Below are 16,423 nucleotides of genomic sequence, written 5' to 3'. Positions count from 1 at the left end.
CACCGTGGCGAACACAGCAACCCCGACCCCACCCGGCGACACCGAGGGACACCAGGGCCGCGTGGTGCTGGTGGTGGGCGGTGCCAAGGGCATGGGCCGCGCGGTCGTGGAGGCCTTCGCCGTACGCGGCGCCCGCGTCGTCGTCGCCGACACCAACACCCTCTCCTCCTCCTACAACCAGTACCGCGCCCGGCAGGTCGACGGCTTCACCGTGGCCGGTGAGCTCGCCGACGAGCTCCGGGCCAAGGGGCTGGACGTCACCGCCCTGCAGGCCGACGCCTGTGACGAGGAGTCCGTACGCGCCCTGCTCGCCGAGGTCGAGGAGCGCTACGGGCGGCTCGACACGGTCGTCAACGCCTTCGGCGTCACCCATGTCTCGCCCGTCGCCACCATGGAACTCGCCGAGTTCAACCGGGTCGTCGAGGGCAACCTCAACGGCGTGTTCCTGGTGTCCAAGCACGCCCTGCCGCTGCTGCGCGCCGACGGCGGCGGCTCCATCGTCAACTTCTCCTCGGTGTCCGGGCGTTCGGGCTTCGCGAAGGTCGCGCACTACTGCGCGGCGAAGTTCGCCGTGATCGGCCTGACCGCTTCCCTCGCCCTGGAGGAGGCCCGCAACGGCGTGCGCGTCAACGCGGTCTGCCCCGGCATGATCCGTACCGCCATGTGGGACTACCTGCTCGACGAGTTCACCCGGCCCGGCGAGACGCGTGACGAGTGCTGGGAGCGGATGCGCGGCATGATCCCGCAGCGTTCCTTCCAGCAACCCGAGGACATCGCGGAGGCCGTCCTCTACCTCGCGACCGCCCGCCGGGTCACCGGGCAGGCCCTCGGCGTCGACGGCGGGATGTCCGCGTGAGCCCCACCACCGCCCCGGACGCGGTCTGGACCTGGACCGACGGCCGCCCGTACGCACCCGGCGCGGACGAGGGCCCGGTGTGTCCGCCCGGCGCGGACGGCGGCCCGGCGCATTCGCCCGGTGCGGACGGCGGCCGGTTCGTGGTCACCGCCGAGGCCGGTACGGACCTCTACCGCATGCCGGGCGTCCGGGAGATCGACCGCCTGCCCTCCCTGGGACGTGAGGTCACCGGCGACTTCTCCCTGTCCGTGCGCGCCGAGGTGCACGACACGGACGGGGGGCGGTTCGCCGACGCCGCAGGCCTCGTGCTGCACACCGACGACGGATGGGCGAAGTTCTGCGTGGAACGCGCCCCGTCCGGCTCCTGGTCGCTGGTCACCGTCGTCTCGCAGCCCTGGTCCGACGAGGCGTCTGGCCCGGCGCTCGACGGTCCGTGCGCCGAACTGACCGTGGTGCGCGAGGGGCGGCGCCTCGCCTTCCTGTACGGGCCGGGCCCCGACGCGGGCCCTGACGCGGGCTCCGAGGCGGGCTCCGAGGCGGGCTCCGAGGCGGCGCCCCGCTTTGTGCGGACCTTCACGGTGCCCGACACCGCGCTGCGCGTGGGGCTGTTCGCCCAGGCCCCCTTCTCCCCGTCCTGCACGGCCGTCTTCGACCGCCTGCACCACGACCCGGAGCCGCTCCGTGACCGCCGCTGACACCCGTACCCCGCCCGGGCCGCCGCCGCAGCCCGTACTGCCCGTATTGCCCGTACCGCCCGGCCCCGCCCGTCCGGAGGACCTGGTGCGGCATGTCGACGCGGTGTCCGCCCGGCTCGCCCGGTTGCGCGGACCGCTGGATGCCGACGACGCTTTCGAGGACACCCGCCGCCTCGCCGGCGAACTCGGGCTGTCCACCGGCGATCTCGACGCCCGGCTGCGCCGCGGACTCGCCCAGACGGGTTCGCTCGGCCCCGACGAGAGCGCCGAGTACCGCCGCAATCTGCGCGCCCTGTTCGATACGACCGGTGTCCGCGACCCGGCGCGGCCCACCCCGGCGGAGCTGTACCGGGCCCTCCACCACACGGGCCGGGAGGTCGCCGCACAGCTCGCCGCGGCCCTGCCCGCCGGCTCCGGCCGGACGGCCGTCTTCCTGGGCACCGACGGCGAGTTCCTCAAGCCCTGCCACGATCTGCTGGCGTCCTCGACCGACGCGTCCCGGGTCTGTTACGTCAGCCGGCTCGCTCTGCTCGGTGACGCCGAGCGCACCGTCCTCGCCCGTACCAGCCGGCAGGTCTTCGGGCCCGCCGAGGTCACCGCGCGCGGCGCCGCCGGGCGTCAGCGGGCCTGGATGGACAACGGCCTTGTCGCCTCCCAGCTGGCCCGGCTCATCACCGCCGCCCGCGAGGAGGCGCACGCCGCGCCCGGAGGTCCGCCGTTCGAGGAGCTGTTCCTGCGCCGGTTCGCAGCGGAGGCCCGGTACGGCACCGACCAGGCGCGGCGGATGCGACGGGGTGAACTCACGCTGTACGGAACGCCGTTGGCGCAGACCGACGCGGTGATCCGCCAGTCCATCACGACCGGCCTGTTCGCCCGCGTGTGCCGGGACCTGGCCGGGCGGCTGCCCGTCACCGGGCGGCCGATGACCCTCGTGGACATCGGCGCCAACGGCACCCAGCCCGCACTGCTGATGGGCGCCGCCCGGCTCGCGGACGAGCACGCCGACGTCCGGGTCACCCTGTTCACCTCGCACCCCGGCCGGTGGGGCCGGCCCGGCGTGCTGTTCCGTACCGCGCCCGCGACCAGGCTGTTCGCGCTCGGCACGGAGAGCGTCAAGACCTTCGCGACGGACTACGGCGCGGTGGCGGGCGGTGCCACCCACACGGTGAAGGCGGTCGACCACGACCAGCAACTGCTCGCCCACTTCAAGCACTTGGCATTCCACCGGGCGGCGTGGGAGGTGCGGGCCGGCCGGTAGCGGTGCGTACGACGTACGAAGGCGGGGCCCGCACGCGAGGTGCGGGCCCCGCCTTCGTACGCACGGGGGAGGGAAAGGGCGGCTCGGGGCCGCGTGCGCGCGGTTCGGCCGGGCGTACCTGCGTACCGGACATCCTGCGAGCTGCCTCACGGGCGGACGGCGAGCACTCCGCCGTCCGCCCGAGATGTTGAGGCTCTGTCAGATATCCACTGTGGCACCGGACTTGAGGGCCGTCCTGACCGCCATCGCGATCCGCACGGCCAGCACCCCCGCGTCCCGGCCCGGCGCGGGTGCGGTGCCCGCGTGCAGCGAGGCCACGAAGTGGGCGAGGGCGGCGGCGCTGATCTCCCCGCGGCCCGGCAGCGGCCAGCCCTCGTGCTCGGCGTCCGCGCTGTCGGCGGTGGCCCACTCCAGGTCGTTGAACATGTGGTCGCGCCCGCTCAGCCGGGCCTGCCCGTGCCGCGTGTACACCGACAGCGTGGCCGGCGTGCGCAGCGCCTGAGCACCGAGCGCGCCTCCCGTCAGTACCGCCGCCGCGCCCGAGGCGAAGCGCAGGGTGACGGCCACCCCGTCCTCCAGCGGGCTGCCGAGGAAGGAACCGCCGGCCGCCTGCACGGACACCGGCTCGCCCAACAGGCAGCACAGGGTGTCCAGCAGGTGGCAGGTGTTCTCGTTGACGATGCCGTTGCCCTGGGCCGTGTCCCACACCCAGCCGGGGCTGTCGTCGCGCGGCAGCACCAGATCGGCGTTGACCACGAGCCCCTCGCCGAGCGGGCCGTCCAGCAGCTCCCGCAGCCGGCGCACGGCGGGCAGGTGCCGCAGACAGAAGTCCATCATCACGGGCATGTCGGGAAACCGGTCGAACAGCGCGGTCATCTCTTCGGCGTGCGCCTCGTCCACGGCGAACGGCTTCTCCAGGAAGACGGCGAGACCGCGTTCGCCCGCGGCCTCCACGATGCGGCGCCGTGCCGCCGGCGGCACGGCGATCACCACGGCGTCGAGGTCCTCCTCTTCGATCATGCGCAGCGCGTCGCGGTGGCCACGGGCCCCCAGCCGCGCGGCCCACGGCTCCAGGTCGATGCCCTGAGCCTCGGGGTCGAGATCGGCGACGGCGACCAGGCGGGCGCCGGGGAGGGTGGACAGGACCTTGGCGTGGCAGCGGCCGAAGCCGAGACCGACGACGCCGAACCGTATCGGCGCGTGGGTGGTGCCGGGCGTGGACATGGAGCCTCCGGGGATGTCGGACGGGGGAGTTGAGGGAAGGGGATGAGGGTGGGGGACTGGGGTCGGGGGGGAGAGAGAGACGGCGCGCCGGTGCGGTCTCTTACGCGGGTACGGTCGACCAGTTCTCGCCGCCCGAGGGCCAGCTCGGGTCGGAGACGTCCGCGAACAGGGCGAGGACCTCCGCGAGCAGCTCCTCGTCGGGCGCGGACTGGGCGGCGCGCACCGCCGCCTCCAGGTGGTCGCGGTCACCGGTTCCGGTCAGGACCGCGGCGAGGTCGTCCTGCGCGAGGGCGAACTGCAGGGCGAGCAGGGCGAGATCGCCGCCCCGCTCGGCGCACAGCGCTGCGGCCCGTGCCGCCGCCGCGCGCAGGGCGGGCGAGGCGGAGTGCCAGGAGGGCGGCCCGGCCTGGGTGAGCAGGCCCATCACCGCCGGGCTGCCCAGCAGGGTCGCGACCCCCCTGGCGCGCCAGTCGGCGGCGGGCTTCTCCAGCGCGGTGTCGTGCGGGCCGTAACGGCAGTACGACAGCACCACGTCGACGCCGCCCGCGGCGACCGCGCTCTCCAGCACCGGCAGCGGCAGCCCGGAGACGCCCACGGCACGTGCCTTGCCTTCGCGTTTGAGGGTCTCCAGCAGCGGCAGCACGGTGGTGAGGATCTCGCCCGGGTCGCCGTACTCGATGTCGTGGGCCAGCAGCACGTCGACGTGGTCGGTGCCCAGGCGCCGCAGGCTGTCCTCAAGTCCCGTGCGGATGCGGTCGGGTGAGAAGTCGAACTCCTCGGGGGACCAGCAGCCGACCTTGGTGGAGAGGACGACCTCGTCGCGGCGGCCCCGCAGGACCTCACCCACGACGGTCTCCGCGAAGCCCTTCCCGTAGGAGGGCGCGGTGTCCACCAGGTTGATGCCGAGGTCGAGTCCCCGGCGGAGGGTGTCGGCGATGACGGCGGGGTCCCGTTTGCCGAAGATCCCCATGAGTGACGTGGTGCCCAGCCCGAGGGCCGACACGCGCGGGCCGTTCGGGCCCAGAGTGCGGTAGTGCACGCTCAGCTCCCCAATCGGAAGTCGCAATCGGAAGTCGCAGTCGGAAGTCGCAGTCGGAAGTCGTAGAGACAGGTGGGACGCGAGGTCGGCGTGCCCGGGGCATCGTCGGCCCGGCCGGGGGGCGCGGACCTCCCCCGATCGGGCAGTTCTGGACGCCGTGGCGGGCCGCGGGAGGGCCGGCCGGGTTCCACCCGCACGCACTGTTGGCCGGCGCGGGCTCCGTGTGGTGCCGTGATGAGGGGGTGTCACGTGATTCCGGTACCGCCGATCGGCGACCGGTGCCGACGCCCCCCCGTGACCAGGGCCGGACGGCCATCAGCACCCGCCGTTGGGCCAGGACGACTTGAGAGGACGGTACGGATGGAACTGTGCGACGTGGGCGGTCCCGACGGCGGACGGACATCGGGATGACGGCGACGACGACGGAAACCGGCACGACGGCGACGGAAGTGGGCACGACGACGGCGGAAGCCGGCACGACGACGTACCCGCCGGGCGGGGGAGAGGCACGCAGCGGCGAGACGTCCGTGATGTTCTGGAACCTGTTCCGGGCCGGCTTCGAACGGCACGAGGGCGACGACACCCGGTGGCGCGCCCAGCGCGCGCTGATCCTGCGGGAGCGGCCCACGGTGCTGATGGTGACCGAGGCGTGGTGCTGGGACCTGGACGACGAGGCGCTGTTCACCGACACCCGGCGCTCCCTGGGCATGGAGGGCGCGCTCTTCCGCGCCGGGACCGAATGCCACCAGGCGATCCTGTGGCGCCCCGAGGTCGAGGTCCGCTCGACCGACGCGTATCTGCCCGGCCTGAATTCCTGGCACGGGTTCGGCAGCGCGCAACTGCGGCTGCCGGGCCGCAGCGAGCCGATCCGGTTCGTCGCCGCCCACCTCGACCCGTACAGCCCGCTCAACCGGAGGATCGAGGCGGACCGGCTGCGTGGCTTCGTCGGCCCCGACGCGCAGACGCCGACGCTGGTGGCGATGGATGCCAACACGGTGCCGCCGGGCGACCCGGAGCCCGACTGGAGCGGCGTGCCCGCCCACCGGGTCGGCAACCACCTGCCGCCCGACGGCACCAGGACCGACCGCACTCCGGTGGGCGCGCTGCTCGGCGCGGGCCTCTTCACCGACGTGGCGGCCCACCTCGGGGACCGTACGCCCACGGTCGGCGTGTCCGAGGACGGCGACCCCGCCCGCCGCATCGACCTGTTCCTCGCGTCGGGACCGCTGCTGCCGTCGGTACGTTCCTACCGCCGGCTGGCGGACGTGCCGAGCGGTGCCGACGGGCGGGAGGCGTCGGACCACGCGCCGATCCTGCTCAGGCTCGCGCCCGACACGCCTGACGGGTCCGGCCCGGGGGAGGGCCGGTGACCGGGCATCAGGGCGGGCCGGGCAGGGGGCGGGCCGGGCAGCGGGTGGGCCGGTGACCGGGCGTCCGGCAGTGCCGGGCCGGGTCACCGGCCGGTGTCAGGCGGCCACCGCCGGACGGTGCAGCAGGTAGAACTGGAACACCTCGTCCGGCCGTCCCGGTACGGCCGCCACGGACGAGCGCACCTCAAGACCGGTCTCGCCCGCGAGATGCCGTACCGCGGGCAGCACCGGCGTGTGACCGAACACCAGGGCATGCCCTCCCGGCGCGATCAGCCGCACCAGGGAACGGAAGCCCTCGACGGCCGCTTCCGCGCTGAGCACCTCCGCGTTGAGGAAGCGCAGCACGAGCACCTGCACCGACCCGTCGGGCACCGGCCGGGTCAGGCCGTCGGCGACGAACGCGTCCGGAATGCGCCGCCGGGCCAGCTCCACCATCTTCGGTGAGGCGTCGGAGGCCAGCACCCGGCACTCGGGGAAGGCCGTGCCGAGCGAGGAGACGAACCTGCCGGTAGAGCAGGCCGGGTCGTAGAGGGTGTCACCGGGTTGTACGACCTCGCGCAGCGCGATCGCGGCGGCGGCCCGGAAGTGTTCCTCGTCCGGGTCGAGGTTGTCGGCGAGTTCGGCGGTGCCGTCCCACACGTGGGCGGGCACCAGCGCCTCGTTCCAGTCGCGGTCCAGCCGCGGGAAGGGGAAGTCGAGGTCGGCCTCGGCGTCCTTCGCGGCCCGTGCCAGCACGTCCTGGTGGGTCTGTGCGTCGCGGGGGGTGAAGTAGAACTCCACCTGCTGCCGGGTGAAGCGCAGGCTCTCGAACTCGCCCATCAGCATGCGGGGCGTGAGCACGGACGCGGGGTCGGTGCGGCCTTCGGGGACCAGCTTGCGCCCCAGCCAGGTGGTCTGGCCCAGTCGCAGCAGGAAGTACTGGCACAGGGCGAACGGAGACTTCTCCGTCCAGGAGCCGAGCCGGTCGACGGGGCCGAAGCCGCCGTCCCCGACGGTGGCGTGGATCTCGCGTTCCTGCTGGAGCCACTCCTGCTCGTCCTGATGGCTGAACATGTGTAGATCACCTCTGTTCTTTCGATCGATGCGGTGGTGGGGCGTGGGTGGTACGGCTAGGGGGTGGTGCGGCTGTGGGGTGGTGCGTGGGTGGTGCGGCTCTGGGGTGGTGCGGCGGGCGCCCGCGCCGGCCCGGTCTCCGGCGCGCGCAGCCAGGCCAGCAGAGCGAGTACGGGAATCGACGCGGTGAGCAGGAACGCGGCGGGGAAGGACAGCGCCTGCGCGGTCAGTCCGGCGACGAGGGGTCCTGCGACGGCGCCGACGTCGGCGCTGACCTGGAAACAGGCGAGCGCGGAACCCCCGGAGCGATGCGGACCGACGACGTCAGCGACCGCGGCACCGTGCGCGGGGCCGGTGATCCCGCAGCCCGTTCCGGCCACGAGCGCCGCCGCCAGCAGGGGAAAGGGGGCGCCGCTGAGTCCGATGCCCGCGAGGCCGGCGCCGAACAGCGCGAGCCCCAGCAGGGCCGAGGGCCGCCGCCCCCAGCCGTCGGCGAGCCGTCCGGCGAGCGGCAGCACCGCCACGCCGCCCACGGCGAAGAGGGACAGGGCGAGGGCGGACAGGGCGCTGCCCCCGGTGAACCGGGCCGTGACGAACAGCGGCACCAGGGACACCTGGATGCCGTACGCGCCCCAGCCGACCGCGAAGTTCGACAGCAGCGCGGCCCGGTAGGCGGGCGCCGCCAGCACCTCCCGCAGGCGCACCGTCCCGGCGTTCCGGACGACATCTTCCTCGGCGGACTTCACGGACTCCACGGACTTCACGGACTCTTTGGCGCCCGGAGGCCCGACGGCGGGCAGCAGCACCGCCGCGACCGCGGTGAGCGCCAGGCAGACCCCGGCCACGGCGAACGGCGCGGACGGCGCGAGGGTGACCAGGCCGACACCGGCCAGCGGGCCGATGACCGTACCGGACTCGAAGCCGACGGACCAGACACCGAACGCCCGGCCGCGCAGTGCGGCGGGCGCGGAGGCCACGAGCAGGGCGACGGCGCACACGGTGAACGTCGCGGAGCCCACCCCGCCGAGGAGGCGCAGGACCAGCAACTGCCCGTACGAATCGGCGAGTGAGACGGCCCCGGTGCAGGCCGCCATCAGCAGCAGTCCGGCCGGCAGCATCCGCCGGGCGAGGCCGCAGGAGACCAGCCGTCCCGCCACCGGCGTGAACAGCAGGCGGGCCAGGAAAAAGGCGCTGACAACCCCCGACACCGCGGCGGTGGAGGCCAGTTCCGCGGTCCGCACGGTCAGCACGGGGGCGATGGCGCCGGCGCACAGGGAGGACACCAGGACGATGCAGGCCAGGACCCGCACACTGGCCGGCAGCCGTCGGGGCACGGCCGCCCCGGTCGGCGCGGACGCCGTCGCTTCGGAAGGTGCGCCCACGGCTACCGGCCTCCCCGCGCGGGCGCGGCGAAAGCGCGGGCGGGCTCGGCCGCCCGGCCCGGGGCGGGCGCCGCGACCCGGCCGCCCGGCCGCTGCCGCCGCTCGCCGACGGGCAAGGACCGGGACGTGCGGTCCGGTGCGCCGGCCGCGCCACGAGGCCCCCGGTCCCCCGGTGCGCCGGCCGCCGCGCGGAGCCGATGCCCGTCGGACGGTACGGGAGTTACGGGAGTTACGGGGGAGGGGTGCGGCTGCCGCTCCGGAGCGGGTTGTGCGGGGGCGGCCGTCGGACGGTCCTGATCGCGGTGGGAGTGGGCCAGTTCGACCCGGGAGGAGAGGGACAGCTTCCGGAAGATCTGCCGCAGGTGGTAGTTGACCGTGTAGGGGGACAGGAACATCCGGTCGGCGGTCTCCCGGTTCGTCAGGCCCTGGGCGACCAGGTCGGCGACCGCGCGCTCGGAGTCGGTGAGGCTGGCCCAGCCGGTCGCGGGGCGATCGGCGTAGGTCCAGTGCCGGCGGCGCACACCGAGCCCCCGCAGCGTGCTGCGCATGCGGGCCGCGTCCGGGGTGCTGCCGAAGGCGTCGTACGAGTCCAGGGCGGCCAGGAAGAGCTTGACGGCACGGGCGCGGCTCTTGTCGTCGCCGTCCTTGGCGTTGCTGTCCTTGTCGTTGCTGTCCTTGTCGTCGCCTTGTGCGTTGTTGCCGTCGCTGTTCTTGAGCAGCAGCAGCCCCAGGTCCTCCTCGGCGCGGCCCCGCGCCCAGGTGTCGCCGTGGCCGCCGGCTGCCCGGCCCAGGAGTTCGGCCGACTCCGTCAGGACGCCTTCGGCGTGTGCGGTCGCGGACGACTCCGGGTCCACCGCCCGAGTGCGGGCCACGACCGCCTCGGCCAGCTCGCGCTGCCCGCCGTCGAGCGCGAGCCGTACCAGCCACGCGGGCGTGGCGGGCCCTGCCAGCAACAGCGACAGGGGTACGGGGTGGGTGTGCGCGGAGTCCCCGGCGCGAGGCTCGCCCTCGGAAGCGGCGGGCAGCGCACCGGGGCGGCCGGTGTGCGCGGGGTGTTCCGCCACGGCGAGTTCGCGCAGCAGCCGCAGTGCTTCCTGCGGGCCGCTGTCCGCCTCGGTGATCCGCAGGACCGCGCGCAGGGCCCGCCCCGTGGCGTATCCGAACCGGTCTTGTGCGAGCAGGGCCAGCAGGCGTGCGACGGTGGGCCGCGCCTGGCGGGTCCGGCCGCGGCGCAGTGCGCACTCGGCCCGCACGCTCAGCGCGAGGACCGTGTCGGTGCCGGCCCGGTCCTCGTCCGGCTCGTCGAGGACCTCGTCGGCGAGCCGCTCCGCCTCGTCCACCTCGCCGCGCTCCAGCGCCAGCGCCGCCAGCGGCGCGCGGCAGCCTACCGGCGCGTGCCCCGAGCCGGTACGCAGGACGTCCCCTGCGTGTTCGGGCGTACCGAGGTCGAGCAGCATGGTGGCCAGTGCCGCGCGGGCGTCCCAGTGGGGAGCGGACGGCTGCGGGGCGCCGCCGCTCAGGCCCGGGGCGGCGCGGAGTTCTCCGACGGCGTCCGCGGGGCGCCCGTCGTGCCAGTGCGCACCGGCCCGCACCAGCCGGGCCACGGTCGACGCGTGCACGGCGGCCTGGGCGGGCGCCTGCCGTGCCTGTCGGAGCAGGGAGTCGGCGGCGGAGCGCGCGAGGTCGGGCCGGGACGCACGGCTGTCCGCGCGGACCTGTACGGCCAGGGCGCGCAGAGCGGCCTCGGGCGGGGCTGTCGGATCGGCGAGCACCGCGTCCGCACGGTCGCGGGCCGCCAGGGGGGCGCCGGTGATCAGCTCGATCTCGGCGAGGTGCGCCAGGAGTTCGGCCGCGGTCCCGGGCCGGCCGCCGCCGTCCAGTGCGGTGCGCGCCAGCGCGGCGGCGCGGCCCAGGCGTCCGGTGGTGACGAGACAGCCCACCACGGGGACCAGCAGATCGGTGCGCGCGGGGCCCGCGGGCTGCTGCTCCGCCGCCGGACCCACGAGGTCGATCACCGTGGCCGGGTGCTGTACGGCGAGCGTGCGGGCGGTGCGCTCCAGCTCGCCGAGCGCGCCGCTCTCGCCTCCGGCCGCGGCCGCCGCCAGATGGCCGGCCGCGCCGGTGAAGTCGCCGGTGGCGGCGAGGCGTTCACCCAGTTCCCGGCGGAGCGCGGTGCGCACCGGCGGGGGCACGGCCTCGGCCACGGCCTGGCGCAGAACCGCGTGACGGAACACCAGCCGGCGTTCCGTGGAGCTCAGCACGCCCGCCGCGACGCACTCCTGCACCGGCGGCATCAGGTCGCGGGCCGTCCGCTCCAGAGCCAGCGCGAGGTCGGCCGGCGAGACCGAGCGGCCCAGCACAGCCGCCACGTCCAGCAGGGCGCCCGCCTCGGCGGACAGCCCGCGCAGGGGGCGCAGCAGCGCCTCCCGCAGGCGGTCCGGCAGCGGCCCCGGGGGCAGCGTCGCCACCGGCGCGCCGGTGGCCGGCCGGGTGAACTCCGCGGCGGCACGGGCGAGTTCCACGACACGGCCGGGCAGCCCGTCCGCGACGGCGCACAGCGCGGTGAGCCGTTCGTCGGGCGACGCGCCCAGCACCTCCGTGGCCAGCGCGGTCACGGCGTCCGCCGACAGCGGACCCAGCTCCAGACGGAGCGCGGCGTCGGCGGTGAGGGCGGCGAACAGACGCGTCACACCGGAGACGTCCGGGTCCTGCCGGGCCGGCCGCGGCCCGCCGCCGTTCAACCCGTGCGTCAGCACCACCAGTACGGGAAGGGAGCCGGTGGTCAGCAGCGCGGACAGGTCCCGCAGCGCCTCCAGCGCCTTCGCGGGCGCCCACTGCGCATCGTCCAGCGCGACCAGCAGCGGCGCCGTGGGCGGCCGTTCGGCGGTGTGGCGCAGCAGGCGGCCGAGCGCGCTGTCGTCCCCGGAGCCCTGCGGGGCGGGAGACAGGCCGAGCGGGGCGAGGAAACCGGGGTGGCCGAGATGGTCGGCGGCGGCCCGGCAGACGGTGAACCCCCGGGCCGACGCGAGCAGCGCGGCCTCCGTGAGCATTCTGCTCCGGCCGCTTCCGGAGCTGCCCCCGATCAGCACGACCCGGCCCCGCCCCCCGGCCGCCTCCGTCAGCGCTCGCACCAGCTGGTCGCGCAGAGTGTCCCGGCCTCGCAGTGCATGGGTCACGGAATCCCTTTCCTTCGCTCGTGCGCTCAGGCGCTCGGTGTACCGCCGATCGAGAACATCGAGAAAAGAGTGCCCCTTTCCGGGGGGCTGCCGAAAGACGCGAATTCCCGGAAAGGGGAATCGGGGACCCTGTTGTCGGCAACGGGTTCCGGGTAAGGAATTCCCGTTAACGCAATCCCGTGAGCGAGGACGCGGTACCGTGGCCCCGTGACACCGGATGTGGCCTCCACCAGGAGGTTTCCCGTACGGGATTGACCGCTCCAGCCGACCCACCCCACCCGGTCGAGTGGGTTTTCGCGGCGTCTCGCGTGCTCGCTGACGGTATTTCGTGAATGCCGCGGAAGGGCTGGGCCGACGCGCCCTGTTGTGCCTACATTTCCTTCTGTGAAAATACCGAGAGAACCTTCCGGCCGTTTCGCGTGGCGCCCGCTGGTGAGGCTCGTGCGCGCCCCGGCGGCCCTGTCCGTACCCGGGGACGTCCTGAGCGGAGCCGCTGCCGCAGGGCGGCCCACCGACCTCCGTACGCTCGGCGCCGCCGCGTCCTCGGTCTGTCTGTACTGGGCGGGCATGGCCCTCAACGACTATGCCGACGCCACCGTGGACGGTGTCGAGCGCCCCGGCCGGCCGGTTCCCTCCGGGGCCGTCGAGCGGCGCACCGCGCTGGCCGTGGCCACCGGACTGACCGCCGCAGGTCTGGCCCTGGCCGCCGCCTGCGGCCGCCGTCGCCTGGTCACGGCCACCGCCCTCACCGCCGCCGTGTGGGCGTACGACCTCCGCCTCAAGGACACCGCCGCGGGGCCCGCCACCATGGCGGCAGCCCGTGGCATCGACGTAATGATGGGCGGCGGAGTCCGAGCCGCGGCCCCCGCGGCGGCCGTCGCCCTGCACACCTACGGCGTGACCACGCTCAGCCGCCACGAGGTGTCGGGCGGCGGCCGGGGTGCCGCCAGGGTCGCGCTGGCCTGCGCGGCCGGGGCCGCCCTGACCGCGGGCACACTGGCCGCGCGCACCGCGCACGCGTCCCGCCGCCGGCTGGACCTGCCGCTCGCGGGTGCCCTGTTCGCCCGGTACGCATCCGGCTACGGACGTGCGCTGACGACCCTCGCCGCGCCCCGGCCCGCGACCGGACCGGACGACGCCTTCCGGTCCGTAACGCAACAGGACGCCGCAGTGCGGTCCGTAGCCCGACCGGGCGACGCCGCCCGGTCCGTAACCGGACAGGACGCCGAGGACCGGTCCGCGACCCGGCGGGACGACGACTCCCGGTCCGCAGCCCCACCAGGCGACGCTTCCCAGTCCGTAGCCCGACAGGACGCCGAGGACCGGTCCTTCACCCCACCGCAGGACGAGGCGCCCGCCGAGCAGGTGGCCCACGCGGTCCAGGCCGGCATCCTCGCCCTCATCCCGCTCCAGGCGGCCCTCGCCGCCGCCTGCGGAGCCCCGCTGTCCGCCGCCGTCGTGGCCGCGGCCGACCCCCTCGCCTCCCGGCTCGTGAAGGCGGTGCCCGCGACATGATCCCGCACGCCCGCGACTTTGCCTCCCGCGCCAGCGGCACGACCTCCACCGCCCGCGACTTGACCTCCCGCGCCAGCGGCACGACCTCCACCGCCCGCGACTTGACCTCCGGAGCCCGTGAAACGACCTCCAGCACCCACGCCATGACCTCCAGTACCCGCGCCATGACCTCCGGCGCCCGCGACACGACCTTCAGCACCCCCGACCCGGCCACCGGCCCGCGCCCGCCCCTGCCCCTGCCCCTGCGCTTCGCCTACGGCACCAACGGCTTCGCCCGGCACTCCCTGGAGGAGGCGCTGCGCATCATCGCCGACATCGGCTACGAAGGGGTCTCCCTCACCCTCGCCCGCCACCACCTCGACCCCTACGCCCCCGACGCGCCCGCCCGGGTCGCCCGACTGGCGCGCCTGCTGGACCGGTTGGGCCTCGCCGTGGTCGTCGAGACCGGTGACCCCCACCTGCTGGACCCTTCCCGGCCGCATCTGCCGGGCCTGCTCTGCGACCACGGGAGCGACGCCCGCTCCGACCTGATCAGCCGTGCCGTCCGCGTCGCCGACGCGCTCGGCGCGGACACCGTGCACGTCACCAGCGGCAGCGCCCCCGACGGCATGGACCAGGACGCGGCACTCGACCGGCTCGCCGCCCCGCTGCGCCGGCTCCTCGCCACCGCGCAGACGTACGGGATCACCCTCGCCCTGGAGCCGGAACCTGAGATGTTCCTCAACGGCGTCGACCGGTTCCTGGCGCTGCGCACCCGCCTCGACGAGCACCCGCTGCTGCGCCTGACCCTCGACGTCGGGCACGCCCACTGCTCCGAGCCCCGGCCGTTGCAGGCCTGCGTCGAGCTCGCCCTGCCGCACCTCGCGCACGTCCAGATCGAGGACATGGTCCGAGGCGTCCACCGTCATCTTCCGTTCGGCACAGGCGAGATCGACTTCCCGCCGGTGCTGCACGCCCTGGCCGAAGGCGGCCACCGCGGTCTGGTCTCCGTGGAGATCCAGGACGGTTCCGCCGACGCCGCCCGCACCGCCACCCGGTCCCTGGCCTTCCTGAAGGAAGCCGCACGTGTGAGGGAGACAGCATGAGTGAGGGAGACAGCATGATCGCCGGACTCTGCGCGGCCCTGGAGGAGCGTCTCGTCCCGGCCGCCGCCGGCTGGCTGGAAGGTGCACTGCGCGCCACGGCCGCCGACCCCGACGCCGTACACGACGTGTTCCCCGCCGTCGCCCGGCACTGCGGGCGGGGGCCGCTGGACGCGGCACCCGCCGACGACCCGGACGGTGTGAGCGCCGACTGGAGCGTCGCCGACGCCGCCCGGGTGCTGCTGCTGACCGTACTGCCCGCCGACCGGCCGCCGTTGGCCGACCGGCTCACCCGCCTATACCGGGAAGGAGGCACCGCGGAACGGCTCGCCGTGCTGCGCGGACTCTCCGTCCTCGACGACCTCGACGCCACCCTCGGCGACTCCGCCACCGGCCTGCTCCACGAGGCGCTGCGCTCGCACGACCCCCGCCTCGTCCGCGCCGCGCTCGGCCCCTACGCGGTCCGCCACCTGGACGCCCCCGCCTACCGGCAGGCCATCCTCAAGTGCGTCCACATGGGGCTGCCCGCCCCGCCCGCACCGCATCGCACCGACGACGAACTCGCCCGGATGCTCGCCGACCACGTCCACGAACGCGTCGCCGCCGGGCGCGTGGTCCCCGACGAGATCTGGCCGGTCCTCGCCCGCTTCCCGGACGCCGTCGCCGCCTCGGGCCTCGGCCGTGCGGCCGACCACCCCGACGAAGCCCGCCGCACCGCCGCGCGCCGCGCCCTCGACCGGCTGGCACGCACCCGCGCCACCACCCTCTGAACCACCCTCTGAAGGAGCTCCCATGCGCATCTTCGATCCGCACGTGCACATGTCCTCCCGTACCACCGACGACTACGCGCGGATGCGCGACGCGGGTGTACGCGCCCTGGTGGAGCCCGCCTTCTGGCTCGGCCAGCCGCGCACCTCGGTGGGGAGTTTCACCGACTACTTCGACAGCCTGCTGGGCTTCGAGCCCTTCCGCGCCGCCCAGTTCGGCATCCGCCACCACTGCGCGCTGGCCCTCAACCCGAAGGAGGCCAACGACCCGCGCTGCACCGGCGTCCTGGACGAACTGCCCCGCTATCTCGTACGCGACGGCGTCGTCGCCGTCGGTGAGATCGGCTACGACTCGATGACCCCCGCCGAGGACACCGCGTTCGCCGCCCAGCTCGAACTCGCCGTCCGCCACGACCTGCCCGTACTCGTGCACACCCCGCACCGGGACAAGGCCGTCGGCACCCGGCGCACCCTGGACGTGATCCGCGAGTCCGGCATCGACCCGCACCGCGTCCTTATCGACCACCTCAACGAGGTCACGGTCGACCTCGTCGCCGAATCGGGCTGCTGGATGGGCTTCTCGGTCTACCCCGACACCAAGATGGACGAGACGCGCACCGTGGAGATCCTGCGCCGCCACGGCACGGACCGGATGCTGGTCAACTCGGCTGCCGACTGGGGCCACAGCGACCCGTGCACCACCCGCGCCACCGGCGAGGCCATGCTCGCCGCAGGGATGGGCGAGCAGTCGGCCCGCCAGGTGCTGTGGAACAACCCGGTCGCGTTCTACGGCCAGAGCGGACGCCTGGACCTGGCGGACCTGTACGACGACGAGTGGCAGGGTCCGTACGACGGGGAGCGGGTGGGCCCCTGCCGCGAAGAGCGGGACGCTCTGCGCGACGGCAAGCGGCAGGGCGCCTGCGGCGACGAGCAGGCCGGTCCGCGCGGCGCCACGGCCGCCCCGGCCACGTTCGCCGGGAACTCGCTGCTGCGCGGGGAGCGTTGA

At 74.7% G+C, this 16,423-nt stretch carries 13 protein-coding genes; 8 read left to right on the top strand and 5 right to left on the bottom strand.

Annotated elements, in window-relative coordinates:
* Positions 1–4 precede the first annotated feature (4 nt).
* Genes AB0D18_RS27160 through AB0D18_RS27150 form a run of 3 tightly spaced genes read left to right on the top strand, consistent with a single transcriptional unit; the run spans position 5 to position 2,809 of the window.
* Positions 5–856 (top strand): SDR family NAD(P)-dependent oxidoreductase, encoded by an 852-nt coding sequence (locus AB0D18_RS27160; RefSeq protein WP_362423787.1) that lies wholly within the window; start codon positions 5–7, stop codon positions 854–856.
* Positions 853–1,551 (top strand): DUF1349 domain-containing protein, encoded by a 699-nt coding sequence (locus AB0D18_RS27155; RefSeq protein WP_362423784.1) that lies wholly within the window; start codon positions 853–855, stop codon positions 1,549–1,551. Before AB0D18_RS27160 ends, AB0D18_RS27155 begins: the two co-directional genes overlap by 4 nt.
* Positions 1,538–2,809, top strand: a complete 1,272-nt coding sequence (locus tag AB0D18_RS27150; RefSeq protein WP_362423781.1) for a hypothetical protein — start codon at positions 1,538–1,540, stop codon at positions 2,807–2,809. Before AB0D18_RS27155 ends, AB0D18_RS27150 begins: the two co-directional genes overlap by 14 nt.
* 198 nt (positions 2,810–3,007) lie before the next feature.
* On the opposite strand, the gene AB0D18_RS27145 is transcribed toward AB0D18_RS27150, so the two are convergent.
* Both AB0D18_RS27145 and AB0D18_RS27140 read right to left on the bottom strand, forming a co-directional pair.
* A complete protein-coding gene (locus AB0D18_RS27145) occupies positions 3,008–4,033 on the bottom strand; it encodes a Gfo/Idh/MocA family oxidoreductase (RefSeq protein ID WP_362423778.1) in 1,026 nt (341 codons plus the stop codon).
* Between the two features lie 100 nt (positions 4,034–4,133).
* Positions 4,134–5,072, bottom strand: coding sequence for an aldo/keto reductase (locus AB0D18_RS27140; protein WP_362423775.1), 939 nt, complete (start codon positions 5,070–5,072; stop codon positions 4,134–4,136).
* 407 nt (positions 5,073–5,479) lie between these two features.
* Here AB0D18_RS27140 and AB0D18_RS27135 point away from each other — a divergent pair, with 407 nt between their 5' ends.
* Positions 5,480–6,442, top strand: coding sequence for an endonuclease/exonuclease/phosphatase family protein (locus AB0D18_RS27135; protein ID WP_362423771.1), 963 nt, complete (start codon positions 5,480–5,482; stop codon positions 6,440–6,442).
* Between the two features lie 96 nt (positions 6,443–6,538).
* Here the strand turns inward: AB0D18_RS27135 and AB0D18_RS27130 are convergent, their stop codons facing one another.
* The 3 genes from AB0D18_RS27130 to AB0D18_RS27120 are packed head-to-tail and all read right to left on the bottom strand — an operon-like array spanning position 6,539 to position 12,053.
* Positions 6,539–7,495 carry a class I SAM-dependent methyltransferase gene (locus AB0D18_RS27130; RefSeq protein ID WP_362423768.1) on the bottom strand — a complete coding sequence of 319 codons (957 nt, stop codon included), beginning with the start codon at positions 7,493–7,495 and terminating at the stop codon, positions 6,539–6,541.
* A gap of 56 nt (positions 7,496–7,551) precedes the next feature.
* Entirely contained in the window at positions 7,552–8,877 is a 1,326-nt protein-coding gene (locus AB0D18_RS27125; protein ID WP_362423765.1) for an MFS transporter, read from the bottom strand.
* 2 nt (positions 8,878–8,879) lie between these two features.
* Positions 8,880–12,053: a LuxR C-terminal-related transcriptional regulator gene (locus AB0D18_RS27120; protein WP_362423762.1), complete on the bottom strand. Its 3,174-nt coding sequence runs from the start codon at positions 12,051–12,053 to the stop codon at positions 8,880–8,882.
* Between the two features lie 384 nt (positions 12,054–12,437).
* Here AB0D18_RS27120 and AB0D18_RS27115 point away from each other — a divergent pair, with 384 nt between their 5' ends.
* From AB0D18_RS27115 to AB0D18_RS27100, 4 genes are read left to right on the top strand one after another with little or no spacing between them, the layout of a single operon-like run.
* Positions 12,438–13,568, top strand: coding sequence for an SCO3242 family prenyltransferase (locus AB0D18_RS27115; RefSeq protein WP_362423760.1), 1,131 nt, complete (start codon positions 12,438–12,440; stop codon positions 13,566–13,568).
* Complete coding sequence (locus AB0D18_RS27110; protein WP_362423757.1) at positions 13,565–14,653, top strand: sugar phosphate isomerase/epimerase family protein; 1,089 nt, start codon at positions 13,565–13,567, stop codon at positions 14,651–14,653. Before AB0D18_RS27115 ends, AB0D18_RS27110 begins: the two co-directional genes overlap by 4 nt.
* Positions 14,650–15,420 carry an EboA domain-containing protein gene (locus tag AB0D18_RS27105; protein WP_362423754.1) on the top strand — a complete coding sequence of 257 codons (771 nt, stop codon included), beginning with the start codon at positions 14,650–14,652 and terminating at the stop codon, positions 15,418–15,420. The genes AB0D18_RS27110 and AB0D18_RS27105 overlap by 4 nt, the downstream gene beginning before the upstream one ends.
* A 22-nt stretch (positions 15,421–15,442) precedes the next feature.
* Positions 15,443–16,423, top strand: coding sequence for a TatD family hydrolase (locus AB0D18_RS27100; RefSeq protein ID WP_362423751.1), 981 nt, complete (start codon positions 15,443–15,445; stop codon positions 16,421–16,423).

Source organism: Streptomyces sp. NPDC048442 (assembly GCF_040651475.1).
Classification (GTDB): domain Bacteria; phylum Actinomycetota; class Actinomycetes; order Streptomycetales; family Streptomycetaceae; genus Streptomyces.
Note: the sequence above shows the minus strand (reverse complement) of the source record. Positions and strands in the feature narration are given on the sequence as shown.

Bases quoted from the DNA above. Each gene is read 5' to 3' on its own strand.
- AB0D18_RS27145 (WP_362423778.1), bottom strand. From the start codon at position 4,033: ATGTCCACGCCCGGCACCACCCACGCGCCGATACGGTTCGGCGTCGTC.
- AB0D18_RS27135 (WP_362423771.1), top strand. From the start codon at position 5,480: ATGACGGCGACGACGACGGAAACCGGCACGACGGCGACGGAAGTGGGC.
- AB0D18_RS27130 (WP_362423768.1), bottom strand. From the start codon at position 7,495: ATGTTCAGCCATCAGGACGAGCAGGAGTGGCTCCAGCAGGAACGCGAG.
- AB0D18_RS27110 (WP_362423757.1), top strand. From the start codon at position 13,565: ATGATCCCGCACGCCCGCGACTTTGCCTCCCGCGCCAGCGGCACGACC.
- AB0D18_RS27105 (WP_362423754.1), top strand. From the start codon at position 14,650: ATGAGTGAGGGAGACAGCATGATCGCCGGACTCTGCGCGGCCCTGGAG.
- AB0D18_RS27100 (WP_362423751.1), top strand. From the start codon at position 15,443: ATGCGCATCTTCGATCCGCACGTGCACATGTCCTCCCGTACCACCGAC.